Annotated in this window: 16 protein-coding genes; 10 read left to right on the top strand and 6 right to left on the bottom strand. The window is 55.6% G+C overall.

The window, feature by feature from the left end; genetic code table 11:
- Positions 1-2 precede the first annotated feature (2 nt).
- From fliI to fliF, 4 genes are read right to left on the bottom strand one after another with little or no spacing between them, the layout of a single operon-like run.
- Positions 3-1367: a flagellar protein export ATPase FliI gene (gene fliI / locus WB237_RS02585; RefSeq protein WP_336210007.1), complete on the bottom strand. Its 1365-nt coding sequence runs from the start codon at positions 1365-1367 to the stop codon at positions 3-5.
- Positions 1364-2065 carry a flagellar assembly protein FliH gene (locus tag WB237_RS02580; protein ID WP_336210005.1) on the bottom strand — a complete coding sequence of 234 codons (702 nt, stop codon included), beginning with the start codon at positions 2063-2065 and terminating at the stop codon, positions 1364-1366. Before WB237_RS02580 ends, fliI begins: the two co-directional genes overlap by 4 nt.
- The gene (gene fliG, locus WB237_RS02575) at positions 2052-3038 is read right to left on the bottom strand and encodes a flagellar motor switch protein FliG (RefSeq protein WP_049023224.1); all 987 of its coding nucleotides are present in this window, start codon (positions 3036-3038) and stop codon (positions 2052-2054) included. The genes WB237_RS02580 and fliG overlap by 14 nt, the downstream gene beginning before the upstream one ends.
- The gene (gene fliF / locus WB237_RS02570; protein ID WP_336210000.1) at positions 3038-4717 is read right to left on the bottom strand and encodes a flagellar basal-body MS-ring/collar protein FliF; all 1680 of its coding nucleotides are present in this window, start codon (positions 4715-4717) and stop codon (positions 3038-3040) included. Before fliF ends, fliG begins: the two co-directional genes overlap by 1 nt.
- 263 nt (positions 4718-4980) lie before the next feature.
- Here fliF and fliE point away from each other — a divergent pair, with 263 nt between their 5' ends.
- From fliE to WB237_RS02530, 8 genes are read left to right on the top strand one after another with little or no spacing between them, the layout of a single operon-like run.
- A complete protein-coding gene (gene fliE / locus WB237_RS02565) occupies positions 4981-5304 on the top strand; it encodes a flagellar hook-basal body complex protein FliE (RefSeq protein WP_126800806.1) in 324 nt (107 codons plus the stop codon).
- A gap of 15 nt (positions 5305-5319) precedes the next feature.
- The gene (locus tag WB237_RS02560; protein ID WP_336209994.1) at positions 5320-6174 is read left to right on the top strand and encodes a CheR family methyltransferase; all 855 of its coding nucleotides are present in this window, start codon (positions 5320-5322) and stop codon (positions 6172-6174) included.
- Positions 6171-7226 (top strand): protein-glutamate methylesterase/protein-glutamine glutaminase, encoded by a 1056-nt coding sequence (locus tag WB237_RS02555; protein WP_126800804.1) that lies wholly within the window; start codon positions 6171-6173, stop codon positions 7224-7226. Before WB237_RS02560 ends, WB237_RS02555 begins: the two co-directional genes overlap by 4 nt.
- Before the next feature lie 12 nt (positions 7227-7238).
- Entirely contained in the window at positions 7239-7625 is a 387-nt protein-coding gene (gene cheY / locus WB237_RS02550) for a chemotaxis response regulator CheY (protein WP_049023229.1), read from the top strand.
- 5 nt (positions 7626-7630) lie between these two features.
- Positions 7631-8269, top strand: coding sequence for a protein phosphatase CheZ (gene cheZ / locus WB237_RS02545; RefSeq protein ID WP_336209986.1), 639 nt, complete (start codon positions 7631-7633; stop codon positions 8267-8269).
- 18 nt (positions 8270-8287) lie between these two features.
- Positions 8288-9433, top strand: a complete 1146-nt coding sequence (gene flhB / locus WB237_RS02540; RefSeq protein ID WP_336209983.1) for a flagellar biosynthesis protein FlhB — start codon at positions 8288-8290, stop codon at positions 9431-9433.
- A complete protein-coding gene (gene flhA, locus WB237_RS02535) occupies positions 9433-11526 on the top strand; it encodes a flagellar biosynthesis protein FlhA (RefSeq protein WP_336209980.1) in 2094 nt (697 codons plus the stop codon). Before flhB ends, flhA begins: the two co-directional genes overlap by 1 nt.
- The gene (locus tag WB237_RS02530; protein WP_336209976.1) at positions 11523-11930 is read left to right on the top strand and encodes a flagellar protein FlhE; all 408 of its coding nucleotides are present in this window, start codon (positions 11523-11525) and stop codon (positions 11928-11930) included. The genes flhA and WB237_RS02530 overlap by 4 nt, the downstream gene beginning before the upstream one ends.
- A gap of 41 nt (positions 11931-11971) precedes the next feature.
- Here WB237_RS02530 and WB237_RS02525 read toward each other — a convergent pair whose 3' ends face one another.
- Both WB237_RS02525 and traF read right to left on the bottom strand, forming a co-directional pair.
- Entirely contained in the window at positions 11972-14116 is a 2145-nt protein-coding gene (locus tag WB237_RS02525) for an autotransporter outer membrane beta-barrel domain-containing protein (RefSeq protein WP_336209973.1), read from the bottom strand.
- Positions 14117-14262: 146 nt separating this feature from the next.
- Entirely contained in the window at positions 14263-15468 is a 1206-nt protein-coding gene (traF, locus tag WB237_RS02520) for a conjugal transfer protein TraF (RefSeq protein ID WP_336209971.1), read from the bottom strand.
- A 278-nt stretch (positions 15469-15746) separates the two neighbouring features.
- On the opposite strand from traF, the gene WB237_RS02515 reads away from it, so the two are divergent.
- Together WB237_RS02515 and WB237_RS02510 are read left to right on the top strand one after the other, a co-directional pair.
- Positions 15747-16289, top strand: a complete 543-nt coding sequence (locus WB237_RS02515) for a chorismate mutase (protein ID WP_336209969.1) — start codon at positions 15747-15749, stop codon at positions 16287-16289.
- 75 nt (positions 16290-16364) lie between these two features.
- Positions 16365-16856, top strand: a complete 492-nt coding sequence (locus WB237_RS02510) for a hypothetical protein (RefSeq protein ID WP_336209967.1) — start codon at positions 16365-16367, stop codon at positions 16854-16856.
- The last annotated feature ends 74 nt before the right edge of the window (positions 16857-16930 follow it).

Genomic DNA, 16930 nt, shown 5'->3' with positions numbered 1-16930 from the left:
CGTTACGCCTTTATGTCCGGGAACAGCCCGTCAAGCGCGCGAATGCCTTTGTCATAGCCGCTGCGCTCGTGGATCGCCTGGTGAAGAAACGCCTCCAGCGACGGGTATTTTTCGATGGCCAGGTCCAGCATCGCGTCGCTGCCTTTGACATATGCCCCGACGCTCACCAGATCGCGGTTACGCTGGTAGGCAGCCAGCAGCTGTTTAAACCGCTGAACCTTGCGGTACTGCGCATGCGGAATCAGTTCGGTCATGGCGCGGCTGATGGAGGCTTCAATGTCGATCGCCGGATAATGACCCGCTTCAGCAAGGCGGCGTGACAGAACAATGTGCCCGTCGAGGATCGCGCGCGCTGAATCGGCAATCGGATCCTGCTGATCGTCCCCCTCCGTCAGAACGGTATAAAACGCGGTGATCGAACCACCTCCCTGCACACCGTTACCGGTACGCTCCACGAGCGCCGGCAGGCGGGCGAATACGGAAGGCGGATAACCTTTGGTGGCAGGCGGTTCACCGATCGCCAGCGCCACTTCACGCTGCGCCATCGCGTAACGGGTCAGGGAATCCATAATCAGCAATACGTTCAGGCCACGCTCGCGAAAATCTTCCGCGATGCGGGTGGCATAGACCGCCCCCTGCATACGCAGGATCGGCGAGACGTCAGCAGGGGCCGCCACCACCACCGCCCGGGCCAGCCCCTCTTCGCCGAGGATGTTCTCAATAAAATCTTTAACCTCGCGCCCACGCTCGCCGATTAATCCCACCACGATCACATCCGCCGTGGTGAAGCGTGCCATCATGCCGAGCAGCACGCTTTTGCCAACACCGGATCCGGCGAACAGGCCCATACGTTGCCCGCGCCCCACCGTCAGCAGCCCATTGATCGCCCGGACACCCACGTCGAGTACCGATTTGATCGGGTCACGGTGAAGGGGGTTTAATGTCGGCGTAAACAGCCCGGCAACCGGTTTTCCCGGCGCGGGTCGGCCATCCAGCGGACGCCCCTGGGCATCCAGTACGCGCCCCAGCAGATGTGGCCCGACCGGGAGCTGCTTGCCGCTATGACTGTCCGTCTGCAGCGCGTAAATACGTGCTCCTGGCAGGATCCCGTCGACGTGTTCCAGCGGCATCAGGAACAGCGTCTGGCCATTGAATCCCACCACTTCGCTCTCGACCGGAATGATCCCGGCGTCGGTCTGGCGTTCAACGATACACAGCGAGCCAATGGGTAGTCTGAGCCCCACGGCTTCCATCACCAGCCCCGTTGCCCGAGTCAACTTGCCGTACTGGCGGAAATCAGGCACCTGCGAGAGTCGCGCTTCCACGCGGTCAATCGCCGACAGCCAGTTTTTTAACTGCTGGCTCATTGCGAGAGCTCCTCGCGCGCCAGTTGACACAGCGCCTGCCAGCGTGTGTCCATGCTGGCATCAACCTCAACATCCGGTGAAACCGCGCGACAGCCGCCTGCGGCCAGCTGCGGATCTGCGTGCAGCTCCCAGCCTATTGACCGGAGCGTGTCGCCCAGCGCCTGCTCAACCGTGGCAAGCTCAGCGGGACTGACGTACAGCGTAAAGGTGCCATGCAACAGGACGTCTTGTTTCATCAGGGAGCGGATCTGGCTCACCAGCGCCTGGTTGTCCGCCATGCTGGCGTTACCATAGAGCTGCTGCACGGCCGTCAATGCAAACTGCACCAGACGGCCGGGAACCAGGCTTTCGAGGTTTTCCAGCGCCAGCGTAAAGTTGTTCACCCACAGCTCAGCCTGGCGCAGCAGCGACTGTTGCTCCTGGCGCGCCTGCTCCATGCCCTGGGTAAACCCGGCCTCCCGGCCCTCTTTGAGGCCCGCCTCGTAGCCCTGCTTTCGTCCTTCTTCCTGGCCCTGCTGTTGGCCCTGTGCAAATCCCTGCTGCTCCGCCTGCTTACGCAGACGTGCCAGCTCGGCCTTGAGCTGCGCCTCCGACTGAGTGTTATCCATCGTCGGCAGCGGCGTTTCTACGGTTTCACCCAGCAGATTATCAGGCTGCCAGCTTTGCCATTGCTGGTGGTTGTTATCAAACGTAGGCATCGTCGCTGCCTCCAATCAGGATTTCGCCGGACTCGGCCAGACGACGCACCACGTTGAGGATGGTTTTCTGTTCGGCCTCAACCTGCGACAAACGCACCGGCCCACGGGAAGCCAGATCGTCGGTCATCAGTTCGGCCTGGCGGCGGGACATGTTGCGGAAGAACTTCATCCGCAGCGGTTCGTCGGCCCCTTTCAGCGCCACAATCAGTGTTTCGCTCTCGATCTCCTGCAGCAGACGTTGAATACTGCGGTCTTCGACATCCACCAGGTTTTCGAACAGGAACATCTCGTCGATGATCTTCTGCGCCAGCTCGCCGTCGAAGTCGCGTACCGCCTCGATGGCGGCCTCTTCCTGGTGCGATTTCATCAGGTTGAGGATCTCGGCCGCAGGACGCACCCCGCCCATCTTGCTGCGCTTCAGGTTCTGACCATGCAGCAGGTTGTTCAGTACCTCGGTCAGCTCCTGAAGTGCGGCCGGCTGTACGCCGCCGAAAGTTGCGATACGCAACATGATGTCGTTACGTTCGCGATCGTCAAATTTGCCCAGCACGTCCGCCGCCTGGTTACGCTTAAGGTGCACCAGAATGGTGGCAATGATCTGCGGATGCTCCTCGCGGATGAGATCGAACACCGCCTGCGGATCCATAAAGTTAAGCGTTTCAATGCCGTTGGTACCCTGGTGAGTATCCAGCAGATCTTCCAGCAGCGACGAGGCACGCTCTTCGCCCAGCGCCTTCACCAGCACGCTGCGCAGATAATCGTTGGTGTTCAGGCTCAGCGCCGCGTACTCGCTGGAATCTTTCTTAAACTCCTCCAACACGCTCGCCATCTGGTCGTGAGTGAAGCCCGCCATATTGACCATGGAGGCGCTGATCTGTTTGACCTCGTGGGCATTGAGGTGCTTAAACACCTCGGCAGCCAGCACATCTCCCAGCGTCAGCATGACGATGGCGCTTTTTTCTGAAGCATTCATTATTTTGGCTCCTTACTCATCCACTGGCGGATCACCAGGGCGATAACGCGCGGTTCCTGCTCAGCCAGTTCTCGCAGCTGTTGACTATTGAGTTCCGTATCCACCTTCTGCTGCGCACGATCGCGATTGTTTTTCTCGGCCGCACGTTTTTTCGCGGCAATCTGCTCTTCACGCGCCTCTTTTTCCATCTCCAGGCGACGGATGGTGGTCTCCTGATGACGCTGCCAGGCGGGCTGAACCAGCTTGCGCCACATCACCCAGGCGATGATTGCGATCACCAGATAGCGGGCAATCGACATTAACAACGCATAGAAACGATCCTGCTCCCAGAACGGCGGCACGGCCTCTTCCACAACGCCATTAAACGCCGAGTTAAGAATGTTGACGCTGTCCCCGCGCGCGGCGTTGTAGCCAATGGCCTCTTTTACCAGGGCATTGATGCGGGTGAGTTCCGCCTCGCTAATCGGCCCAGGCTTCCCCTCTTCTCCCTGCGGAAGATGGTTGATCACCACAGCGACGGACAGACGCTGGATGCGACCGGTGTTGGATTTGGTGTGCGTCAGCGTGCGATCCAGCTCAAAGTTGGTGGTTTCGTCACTGCGGTTGTTGTAAGGCTGCGCAGGCTCACGGCTGGTGTTGCTTGCAGCGTTTGTCTCTTTTTTCTCATCCGCGGCGGTATTTAACGGCTGGGTGATCGGCGCAGTGGCTGGAGCGGGCGGCGTATTGCTCAGTGCCCCCGGCACACCGCTGGCCCCACGGCGGTTACCCTGCTCTGCCAGACTGGCCTGACGGCTGCGGATCGCCATTTTTTGCGGGTCAGCGTTTGGCTGGTATTGCTCTTGCGTCTGCTCCTGTTCGGTGAAATCAATCTGTGCCGTCACCTGCGCACGAATATTTTCATCACCCACTAACGGCGCGAGGATGCGCTGGATACGCTGCTGGTAATCGGTTTCGATCTCATTGGTGTATTTCAGATGCGCCGTTTGCAGGCCACGGACGCCGCTCTGGGTCAGCAGGTTACCCCGCTGGTCAACAATAGTGACGCTCTCTGCCGCCAGCCCGGTTACCGCACTGGAGATCAGATGGGTGATCGCAACCACCTGCGCGTCGTCCAGCGTACGTCCCTGGATCAGATTCACGGTCACTGACGCAGTGGGCTTTTTCTGTTCACGCACGAACATTGACGGTTTTGGTGTCGCAAGATGCACTCGTGCGCTCTGAATGGGACCCAGATTTTCAATGGTGCGCGCCAGCTCGCCTTCCAGCGCGCGCTGGTAGTTAACCTGTTCGGTAAATTGACTGATGCCAAACTTTTCCTGATCCAGCAGCTCAAAACCTACCGAGCCGCCCTTCGGCAACCCCTGCTGGGCCAGCTTCATGCGCACCTCATGCACCTGCGAGTCCGGCACCATGATAACGCCTCCCGGCGTCTCAATGCGGTAAGGCACATTCAGTTGCGTCAGCTGCGCCACGATCGCGCCGCCTTCTTCATCACTGATATTGCTGAACAGCACGCGGTAGTCTGGCTCTTTGGCCCAGAACAGTAAGGCGATAATGACGGAAAGCGCCGCTGCGCCGCAAATCACCAGCAGTAGCTTTGGGCTACCGCGAAGCGCGGACAGCATCGATTTCATTCGCTCTGCTGGATTGTTCGTTAAATCATTTAGTGTGGCACTCATGCCGTATTCCTGTATGAAATAGCACGCATCAACGATGCGCGTCAGCTCACGAAATTCGCGAGAGTGATGTCGACGATTCAAAAATATAAGAATTTTTCAGGCGGGCATTATCGTCTGAAAGGTGTTTTTTTTAAGGATAAATAAGCTCAAAGTTCTGTCGGCTTATTGGATTTTCTGCCGTTTTTATTCACGTGTTAAGCTGGCAACGTTTAAAAGATATGCAATAAATAGCGGTTTTTATCTCATTAACCAGGAATAAAAGAATGTCAGCGACATTAATGCGTGGCGTCCTTGAGCAAATACAGACTCAGGCGCAACAGGTCGGAGGCCCGGCAAATCGCCTGCATCCGGCCCGCAACGACGGCCCGTCATTTTCGGATGCGTTACTAAACAGTATTAACGAAATAAATAAAACACAGGTCGAAGCAAAAACCAAAACCCAGCAATGGATGTCCGGTAGCAGTGATATTGGCCTGAATGATGTCATGCTGGCAATGCAGAAATCATCCATTTCTTTCAGCTTCGGCATGCAGGCCCGAAATAAAATGATCGGCGCCTATCAGGAAATAATGAATACTCCGGTTTAAGGTCTCCCTCTTTCAATGAGTGAAATTAACAGCATTCCTGCACGCTTATCTCTGAATACGCTTTCATTGACCGACGGCGAATTACAGCGTGTCGGCAAATTAATCTATAAGCGCGCGGGAATTGTCGTCAATGCCCAAAAGCGAGAGATGATTTTTAATCGTCTCTCTCGCCGTGTGCGCTCGCTGGCATTTAGCCGTTTTAGTGACTATATCGAATTACTTGAGTCGCATCCGGAGCATCCGGAATGGCAAAATTTTATTAACGCGCTGACGACCAATCTGACCTCTTTCTTCCGTGAGTCTTATCACTTTCCGGTTCTAGCGGAGCATGCGCGCCTGCGCGCAAATGGTTATCGCGTCTGGTGTACCGCAGCGTCAACAGGTGAAGAGCCCTGCTCAATTGCCATGACGCTGGATGAGCAGCTGGATGTATCGGTGGCCGGCCCACGCGTCTGGGCATCCGATATTGATACCGAGGTGCTGGCAAAAGCCGAAGCCGGTATCTATCGGTTGAGCGACCTGGAGTCGCTGACGCTGGCGCAAAAGCGTCGTTATTTCCTGCGTGGCGCTGGCGATAACAGCGAATGGGTGAAAGCCAGACGAGAGTTGTTGTCCGCCATCCACTATCAGCAGCTTAACCTGCTGGATGAAAAGTGGTCCGCTCCGGGGCCGTTCGACGCCATTTTTTGCCGCAACGTCATGATTTACTTTGATGCCCCTACCCAGCAGCGGCTGCTGCAACGCTTCACGCGCCTGCTGAAGCCAGGTGGCTTGCTGTTTGTGGGCCACTCAGAACATTTTAATCACTCACATATTCCGCTGCGCCTGCGCGGTCAGTCGGTCTATGAACTGACGGAGACGACACGGTGAACCCGATTCGCGTGCTGGCGGTCGATGATTCAGCCCTGATGCGTAACATGCTCAGTGCGGTCGTGAATCAGCAGCCAGATATGGAAATGGTGGGAACGGCTCCGGATGCGTTTATTGCACGTGAGCTCATAAAACAGCTCAACCCGGACGTGTTGACGCTGGATATCGATATGCCGCGCATGGACGGACTGGAGTTTCTCTCCCGCCTGATGCGCCTGCGTCCGATGCCGGTCATCATGATCTCCTCCCTGACCACGCGTGGCTCAAAAGCGACCCTGGCGGCTCTGGAGCACGGCGCGGTGGATTTTCTGCCCAAACCGGAACACCGCGGGGCAGATAATATCGAATGCTGGAGCCAGCAGGTGGTGGAGAAGATCCGGGTTGCCACACGAGCCAGGCTGGCCCAGCGTAGCCCAACCGACATCCCCATCCTCACCGGTATTACCGTGCGCCAGCAGAGCATCATCGCCATAGGCTCTTCCACGGGCGGCACGGAGGCGCTGCGTCGGGTTCTCATGCCCCTTCCCGTCAGCACACCGGGGATTGTCATCGCCCAGCATATGCCGGCCGGTTTTACCTTTTCTTTTGCACAGCGTCTCGACTCACTGTGCCAGATAGCCGTGCGCGAGGCGCAGGATGGCGAACCCGTGCGCTCCGGCACGGCGCTGATTGCACCGGGCGATCGCCATATGGAGATCATCAGTCAGGACAACGGCTACCGGGTCAGGCTCAGCGATGCCCCGCCAGTGAATCGCCATCGTCCCTCCGTGGATGTGCTGTTTGATTCCGTGGCCCGTCAGGCCAGCAAACACGCCAGCGCCGCCATTCTGACTGGAATGGGTGGCGACGGCGCACGCGGGCTCTTGCATCTGCGTCAGACCGGCGCTTTTACGCTCGCACAGAGTGAGGCCACCTGCGTGGTCTTCGGCATGCCGCGTGAAGCGATTGCCCTTGGCGCGGCGAAAAAGGTTGTAGACCTCGATGATATCAGCCAGTGCCTGCTGGACAGTTTTAACTATAAAAACTCACCTCAAACCGACTTACGACGTTAAGGAGATCCCCCCATGTCGGATAAGAATTTGCGTTTTCTGGTGGTGGACGATTTTGCCACCATGCGACGCATCGTACGAAACCTGCTGCAGGATCTGGGCTACAAGCACATTGATGAAGCCGAAGATGGCCAGGATGCCCTGAATAAGCTGCGTACCAGCGATTTTGATTTCGTGGTCAGCGACTGGAACATGCCGAATATCGATGGTCTGCAATTGCTGAAAACCATACGCGGTGATACAGCGATGGCAAAACTGCCGGTCCTGATGGTCACTGCCGAGGCGAAGAAAGAGAACATCATTGCCGCCGCCCAGGCGGGCGCCAACGGTTATATCGTCAAGCCTTTCACCGCGGCGACGCTGGAAGAGAAGCTTGGCAAAATCTTTGAAAAACTCGGGTAACCCTCATGAACTCCCCGTTAAACATGCAGGCGGATAACGCCAAAGAGATTTTCGTTCGCATTGGACAACTGACCCGTCTGCTGCGCGACAGCATGGCCAATCTGGGCCTGGAACAGGCGATTATGGAAGTGGCGGACGCGTTTCCGAACACCCGCGATCGTCTGAACTATGTGGTTGGTAAAACGTCACAAGCCGCCGATCGCGCGCTGACCAGCGTTGAAGTGGCGCGTCCGCTGCAGGAAGGGCTGAGTGAAAAAGCCTCCGCTCTGAGCGCCCGCTGGGATGCATGGTTTGAAGCGCCACAGCCGCTCGATGAAGCCCGTGAACTGGTCAAAGCGACCCGCGGCTTTCTGAGCGAAGTCCCTGAAGTGACCCAGCAAACCAATCGCCAGCTAACGGAAATCATGATGGCGCAGGATTTTCAGGATCTGACCGGCCAGGTGCTGCAAAGCCTGATGCACGTGATTGAGACCGTTGAGAAAGAGCTGATCAGCGTGCTGGTCGAAAACATGAACGAGCGCGACATTGATGCGCAAACCAGCGATGCGCACCTGAAGAATGGTCCTCAGATCGATACCACCGCCGAAGGGATTGTTGCTTCACAGGAGCAGGTGGACGATCTGCTGGAGTCACTCGGCTTCTGATAACGCCGGGCAATTGCCATGTCAGAACAAAACGACAGCGAAAAAACAGAAGACCCCACCCCCCACAAAAAGCAGAAAGCGCGAGAAGAGGGACAAGTTCCCCGATCGCGCGAGCTGACGAGCCTCTCCATGCTGCTGGTGGGCTGGGGATTGATGCTGGTGGCCGGAAGCTATCTGGCCAAAAAGCTGCAGCAACTGCTGCACAACGGTTTAACGTTTGACCGGCTGCTGGTCAGCGATCCACAGCAGATGCTGCATCATGCCGGATCGCTGCTCGGTCTGGCGTTTCTGGCGATCCTGCCCTTTGTTGGCGGGCTGTTTATTACCGCAGTCGCCACGCCGTCAATCATAGGCGGCCTGAATATGAGCGCCAAAGCGGTCAAGTTTAACCTCAAAAAGCTCAATCCATTGAGCGGCATTAAGCGCCTGTTCTCCGGGCAAATGGTGTCGGAAATGGTGAAGAGCGTACTGAAGGTCATGCTGGCGGGGATCGGTGGCGGGCTGTTTTTGTGGTTCAACAAGGACCGCTTTATCAACCTGGTGTTCGAGCCGCTGCACATCGCCCTTGGCGATGTCAGCGCCCTGCTGACGGGTTGCATGCTGGTGATTATTTTATCGCTTATTCCGATGGTGGTTTTCGATGTGGTTTACCAGCTCTGGAGCAACTTTAAAAAGTTGCGCATGAGCCTGAAAGAAATCAAAGACGAGTTCAAAAATCAGGAAGGCGACCCGCTTATCAAAAACCGCATCCGGCAACTGCAACGTCAAATGGCGCAGCAGCGAATGATGACTGATGTCCCCTCTGCCGACGTGGTAGTGAATAACCCGACCCACTATTCGGTCGCGCTGAAATATCAGGAAGGTGCCATGGGCGCGCCTCTGGTCGTTGCCAGCGGCAGCGGGCTGATTGCACTGCGCATCCGCGAGCTGGCCGAAGAGAACCGGGTCCCGATGCTGGAAGCGCCGCCGCTGGCACGCGCCCTGTATCGCCACTGTGAACCTGGCACTCCGGTACCTGCCGAGCTATATAGCGCGGTAGCGGAAGTTCTGGCCTGGGTTTACGGCCTCAAGCGCTGGCGTAAAGGCTACGGCTTACGTCCGCTGACACCTAAAGATCTTCCCGTTCCGGCGGGGATGGATTTCGCACAAGAGAGTAGAAAGTGATGGCCAATATCGCCACCAAGTTACGATTACCCAACATGAAGGAAACCCAGTGGCAGGTGCTGGCCGGCCCGGTGCTGATCATGACCATCCTTGCGATGATGATCCTGCCGCTGCCGACCTTCGTGCTCGACCTGCTGTTTACCTTCAACATCGTCCTGTCGATCATGATTTTGCTGGTCGCCATGTTCACCCAGAATACGCTTGAATTTTCAGCGTTTCCGACGGTGCTGCTGTTTTCGACCCTGCTGCGTCTGGCGCTCAACGTCGCCTCCACACGCGTGATCCTGATGAACGGCCATACCGGTTCCGAAGCGGCAGGTCAGGTGGTTGAAGCGTTTGGTCACTTCCTGGTGGGCGGCAATTTCGCCATCGGTATCATTGTGTTCATCATCCTGATCATCATTAACTTTATGGTTATCACTAAGGGTGCAGGACGTATCGCCGAAGTGGGTGCGCGCTTTTCTCTCGACGGAATGCCAGGCAAGCAGATGGCGATTGACGCCGATCTCAATGCCGGACTGATTGGCGAAGAAGAAGCGAAACGCCGCCGCAAAGAAGTGACACAAGAAGCCGACTTTTACGGTTCAATGGATGGGGCGAGTAAGTTTGTCCGCGGCGACGCCATCGCCGGATTGCTGATTATGGCGATCAATATCATTGGTGGCCTGGTGATAGGCGTGATGCAGCACGACATGTCTGTGGGCGTGGCCGGTGAAACCTATACCCTACTTACCATCGGTGATGGCCTGGTTGCCCAGATCCCGGGGCTGGTCATCTCGACCGCAGCAGGTGTTGTGGTAACTCGCGTCGCCAACGATCAGGACGTTGGTGAGCAGATGGTCGGCCAGCTGTTTACTTCTCCTCGCGTCATTGTGCTGGCGGCGGGCGTGATCGGTTTACTGGGCCTGATCCCCGGCATGCCTAACTTCGTCTTCCTGCTGTTCACCGCCACGTTGCTGGGGGTCGCCTGGTGGCTACGCGGTCGAGAAAGCGAGGCGAAAAAAACGGGTGGTGTGACGGCGGCTTCAACTGTGGACGAACCCGACGTCGCGCAGGTGCATGAAGCGACCTGGTCTGATGTTCACATGGAAGATACGCTGGGGCTAGAAGTGGGTTACCGCCTGATCCCGATGGTGGATCACGAACAGCAGGGTCAGTTGCTGACGCGTATTCGCGGGATCCGCAAAAAATTTGCCCAGCAGATGGGATTCCTCCCCCCTGCCGTGCATATTCGTGACAATCTGGAGTTGGCGCCGACGCACTACCGCATTCTGCTCAAAGGTGTTCGCATTGGTCAGGGCGAAGTTCAACCGGATCGCTGGATGGCGATCAACCCCGGCTGTGCAGAAGGTGAAGTTCCGGGTACGCCATGTACTGAGCCTACCTTTGGCTTACCCGCACTGTGGATTGATGAAGTTCACCGCGAGCTGGCGCAGACGCTGGGCTATACGGTGGTGGATCCCAGCTCGGTTGTGGCGACCCATCTGAATCATCTCATCAGCACCCATACCGATGAATTGTTTGGTCGTCAGGAAGCACAACAGTTGCTTGACCAGATCACGAAGCAGTCACCTAAGCTGGTGGAAGATTTGATCCCGGCGGTCATTAGTCTCACCACGTTGCACAAGGTTCTGCAGAACCTGCTGTCAGAGCGTGTGCCGATCCGCGATATGCGAACCATCATCGATACTCTGGCGGAATTTGCCACAGCCCAGAGCGATGCCGATGAGTTAACTGCCCGCGTGCGTGCCCGACTTTCCCGTGCCATTACCGAGCAGTGGTTCCCCGGTGAGGGCGACATTCAACTGATTGGTCTGGATCTCTCACTGGAGCAATTGCTGGTCCAGGCGACCCAGAGCGGCAGCGCGATTGAACCCGGTATTGCAGAAAATCTGATGAAGCAGACGGAACTGGCCCTGCAGCATCAGGAAGGGCTGGGTGCACCACCGGTTCTTCTGGTTAATCCGGCCCTGCGCCTCATGCTGTCTCGTTATCTGCGTCGCATCTTCCCGCAGTTAGCCGTGTTGTCCAGTCAGGAGCTCAACACGCAGCGCAACGTACGTATGACGTATCTTATTGGAGGAAAAGCATGAGGAGAGTTGGGCTGGCACTGCTTCTGATTTCGCCACTGTCACTGGCGGCTGATGGATCCTGGAGCAGCGACAGTTTTGGTGGCACCCTAACGCGTGGAAGGCTAGTTCTGAAAAGCAAACCGGTGCAAAGCCCCTCCTCTTTGCCTGCCGGTGCGGTGGCCTCACGCGTCCACTGGAAGATTAAGACCTCAGGTTACACGCCTGACGGGTTTCGTATTCGCTTGTGCAGCGCCACGCGCTGCCTGCCATTATCTGGCTTTAGCGGTGAAAGCCCTCTGCCAGCCGGTTTTCCGGCTGCCGGGCCATTTCGTTTTGAGTATTATGCCGCCGTGGGCGGCCGACTCGACTCTCCCCTGACCGTGCTGAGTAATCAGGTCACGGTGAGTTATCGCCTCGTACGCTAAAAGTGTGCTTTACCGGCTAACCGGTAAAGCACATGTTGCCTTTAGAAATCCACTCTCAGACCGATATTTCCCGCTACCGGCGACTCGGTATGCTCGCTTTTCGCATAGCTCGCATCCAGCCAGACCATGGTTGATGGTGTCACCATGACGCTGATACCGCCCGTAAACTTACCGCCCGTGCCGGTGAAGTCGTTGGTAAATTCATAGGTTTCGTTAATTCGCGTACTGCCGTTTTTCACCAGCCCCTGACTCAGGGCAGCCGTCGCGTAAGGCATGACCTGCATTTCACCCGCCTTCAGACGGGTGGTCACCCGCAGACCCGCCTGCGCCTGCAGCGAACGTCCGTCGCCTGTTTCAGCCGTCATCCCGTTGTTTAACCTGACCGACTCGGATGGGGTGATCCAGCCGTCAAGACCCGCAAACGGCGTCAGACGCGTGGCATCGTTCAGGACGATATGACGACCCGCTTCCAGACCCAGTCCGTAACCCCAGCTGTTCCAGTCTGCACGCGCTGTGCCGCCATCGCTCATACGGGCGCTTAGCTTGTTGGCAAAGTGGCTCATCTGCGCTGAGCCGCTGGTGTACCAACCGTTAGCCGAGTTCAGCGCGGCATACAGACCGCCACCGTAGCTGGTTACCCGGCTCTGGCCACCGCGGGCATGCTTAACCTGGCCGGTTGACTGGCTCAGCCAGGCGCCTGTGGTCAGTTCCCCTGCCGAAAGAGTGTTCACCTTATCGCCACCCAGCATCATACCGTTCTGTTCCAGACGGTAGGCAGAACCCCAGACACCGTCTACATCAGTGCGGCTGTGCAGCACGGTTCCCCACATGCCGGACTGTGGCTGGGAGCGTGTATCGTCAAGGCGCGAGCGCAGGACGTTCAGCTCATTTTCGTGGATAAACTGTGGCGCTGAGGCCATGGAGAGCATCGCATCGGTCGAGGCTGAGGTTGAACCTGTCGACTGAACCAGCTCCCACTGATTGCCGTTACGCACCAACTCGTGCTGCCAGGCCCCCATGTCAAGGCGTCCGCCGTTGAGGGCAAACTCCGCATCACCTCCGCTGGTACGGACCAGCGCCAGCGCATCACTGCTCGCCGCTTCGCGACCCGTTGCCGCCAGGTGGAGTATATGCTTCCCACTTGCGTTACCCGTGATATCCAGAAGATCGCCCTGCCAGCCTGAGGTATCAATATTCATCATAAAATGACCGTTACCGGAAAGCGTGCCGAGCGTCAGCGTGTGATTTTCCCCCGTCTCTGCGGCAGCGAATTTCACCGTTCCTCCCGCCAGAGAAAGCGCTCGGATGTCGGAGCTGGCGGTCATTTCATAGCGCGAAGTACTGTCGAGTGAGAGGGAATTGACGTTGGTCATGCCACCGGAAAGCTGACTGCCATTGGCAAGGACAACATCCACCACAGCGCTGTCTTCTGCGCGAATGTCGCCCGCTGCATGACTGGCATTGAGCGTCAGGGCAACATCACTGCCTTTTTTGGCTGTCATCAACTCCCCCGTCAGTGAACTGGCGCTGCTGCCATTTTGCAGGAGTATGCGTTGCGTACCGCTGACGACCGCAAATGCAGGTCCGTTTACTGCCCAAACGCTACTTCCGGCGAGATCAACACTGTTATCCCCTCCCAGGTGCACACCAGCGTTATGTCCCTTAATGATGCTGCCCGTAAACGCGGCGTTGGTTCCCGCTAAATCAACAGCCCCCGTATACGTATCATCAATGTTGGCAAAGTAACCGTTATCAATAACGATATCACCGTAACTTGCATAAAACTGTTGGGCACGAATTTGTGCCGCAGAGAGTTGTGCGTTAAATACCATCAGCTGAGTTTCAATCGTGGTATTACGAAGTTGCGCGTCGCCCATTAACGCGGCCAGTTTAATCGTCGCGTTATTAATGGCTGCTGTACTGCCAGCATCAATCTGTAAGTATTCTGTGATCTGCCCTCCGTCCATCGCTAAATGTCCCGCAGTGACCATCATCTGACCGGCAACCGCGCCATTAGCGGTGAGTGTCGCGCCATTTTTAACCTGATAGTCTTCGTTGACGGGGGAGTTACCATCAATCAGGGTGTCTTTATCGATAAGAGTGGCGGCAGAGGTAACACCGGTCGTCCCAAGCAGCGCAACAAGGATCGCCTGGTGTAGGTAAGAGTATTGATATAACGGTTTCATGAATTGCCTTTGTATTTAGAAATTAATTAAGAGGAATTCCTCTCTGTTAATTCATCGGTGAAAAGGCAATCCACTGAAATTATTCAGTCAGCATAGTGTTCTCTTTTGCTGCAGTAAAAAGGCCACGCAATGTGGCCTTTTTATATTTAGAAGTAGAAGGTAAATTGCGCGACACCACCTATTGTGCGGTCACGGCCGGCAATAGCGGTTAAGTCAAACTGCATGACGTCACCGGCAGAGAGCCCCACACCGCCCGTGACGACGCGGCGATCGTTGCCACGCATATCAAGGCGATAACCCGCCCGCAACTGGACCCAGTCAGCCGTGCGCCATTCCGCACCAAATGCGGCGTACTGATTTTTATCAACATACTGGAAATGGCTGACCGGTGTCAGGTCAATATCTGCGCCCAGCGTCACTGACCCCGTTTGCCATGCTGTACCGGCGGTTACCTGCGGGCGAATAACAAAAGCAGGCTGATAGCCGTTCACCTCACGGGTTTTAACGCGGTTTTCAAACAGGTTTTGCGCTGACAGTGCCACCATCCAGCCCGGCGTGGGTGAGGCAAAGAAACCGGCGTCGATGTTGGCGCTCATGGTCTGGTGCTGCCAGTTGCCATCGCGCAGATCGGAGGTGTCATAGTTATTGATGGCAACGTTGTAGTTCCAGGTTTCAATTCGCTGGATCTTCGGCGTGATCCCCACGCCCATCGGCATATCACCCACGGTAAACGGATGCGCAATCGACACGCCGTATTCGGTGACCAGTGCAGCCATTCCTTCAGCGCGAGAGGTTAATGCATCAAGGTCTTCTTGCACCGGGTCGATAGATCCGTCAGCAACACCTTCCAGAAAGGCTAAATCACTCTGGCTGATTAATGCACGCGCATTGCCTTTTGCCCAGCTGTTTACAGATAATGCAACCGGAAGTGAATCATCCGGCACAGCAAGCACCATCGCCAGCCCGATATTCGCATAGGCATTTTCCCCGGAGAGGCCAGACACAATATCGCCCAGCTTGCCTGCGGCTTCAGCTTCTGTACCGGTGCCCAGGGCGATTTCCAGCGAATCCCATGCCGATTTGACGTCATCAAAACCGTCAATCAGGTTTGCCGAATCGCTGACCTGCGCGCCGAGAGACGGTGCAATCAGGCTGATTTTATCCTGTGAGCGCGAGGTCGCAAGCAACGCCGGGTTCACTAACGGTGCCGCACCAAAATGTGCCGATGCCACGCCAGTGCCACCCATTGCGGTGCTGCGCGCATCAAAACCGTTATAAGATGCAGAGGCAAAAGGTACTGCCGTGCTAAAACCTGCGATTAACAGGCAGCGCATAATGATATTTTTTTTCATTTTATTTCCAGAGTAATATTGAGCTGTGTGTCAGGGTGCTCATTGCGTGTGATGTAAATTGCTCTTAATGATGCTATCAAAAAGTTCATTCTGTTTATTTGGCGATAACCTGTAAGACATTTCCGCTATTGATGACTTTAGCTATCAGGTTTTTTTATTTTCCACTCTATCCTCTTAAATACTTACAAATATGACCGTTTATTAATGCTATAAACGATTGCCTGTAATAAGCAGGCTGCGATAATGGATCCTCAACTCATATTTGCGGGAGAATAACCTTGCGCTATTTCGCTGTTGTGGTTTCATCAATATTAATGTGCGGTTCATCGCTGGCCGCGTCCGTGAACTCCGCAACTATTCCTGAGCTGGCGAAAGCATTAAACACACGATTCGAGGTGATGAAGGATGTGGCAGGCTATAAGGCGGCAAACCACCTTCCCGTTGAGGATCTACCGAGAGAAAAAAATGTTCTCATGAAGGCGAAGAACGCTGCCCGTGACGCCATGCTGGCTCCAGAGAGTATTGATGCGTTTATACAGACACAGATGGCGGTGAGTAAAAACATCCAGTATCGCTATCTTGATCGCTGGCGTTTATACCCAGAAAAAGGATGGCAGCCCCGCCCCCTTACGGAGGTAAGAGCACAAATTCTCGAACTGGATAATACAATCCTGAACATTATTAGCCGTCAAATCATGACCGGTGGCGGGTTTGATGAAGAGCAGGAGCGCCAGCTGTCCCGGTCGCTGAGCGATACGCAGATATCAGCGCTGGAAAAGACGCAGCTGATCGAGGCACTCGGGAAGATTAAACGTCGATAAATATCAGTTAACGCTCTACGCTATAAGCGTATTGATGGAATGATAATGAATTCATTTTTATAACAGGAGCAGCAAGTGACCCCGAACAAAACATCAGGCCTGGCTGTTTTCCCAGTCTTTATGATAACCCTCCTGCTATCAGCCTGTAGCACGTCTGAACACGCTCCAGCGCCAAAAAGCAGTCCTCTTTTCACCCCGCAACATACGCCGCTTCCTTATAAAGTGACGCTTTCCGGAACGCCGGATGATCGCATGTTCTGTGAGAATTGTGGGAACAGTGGCAAAAAGGTCTTCATCAAAGGTGGAGAGAAACTCAGCCAGTACAGCATGATGTATGAGAGTTCCTACTATGTCTTCCTGTGTGATAACTCCACTGACGCCTGTCGCGTCGGTTCGTGGATTGCAATAAACAAAAACCTTGCCGAGCCGTATGTAAAAAAGATATCGCTTGGCGGGCGGACTCAAATCAGCGATCTCCAACCGGCAAATGATGCGCATAACACCTGGCTACAGGTGACTTATGTCAATGGAGAACAGAATGTTTTCACTTTTGATAACAATAAATAATCGCCGGGCAACCGACTTTTCTCGCCTGATTTTCTCAATGGGAGTTTTGTCACTGAAAGGAAACGAGATAAGTG

The organism is Enterobacter sp. P82 (assembly GCF_037053385.1).
Lineage (GTDB): Bacteria > Pseudomonadota > Gammaproteobacteria > Enterobacterales > Enterobacteriaceae > Enterobacter.
This window is presented reverse-complemented; position numbering and strand designations above follow the sequence as displayed.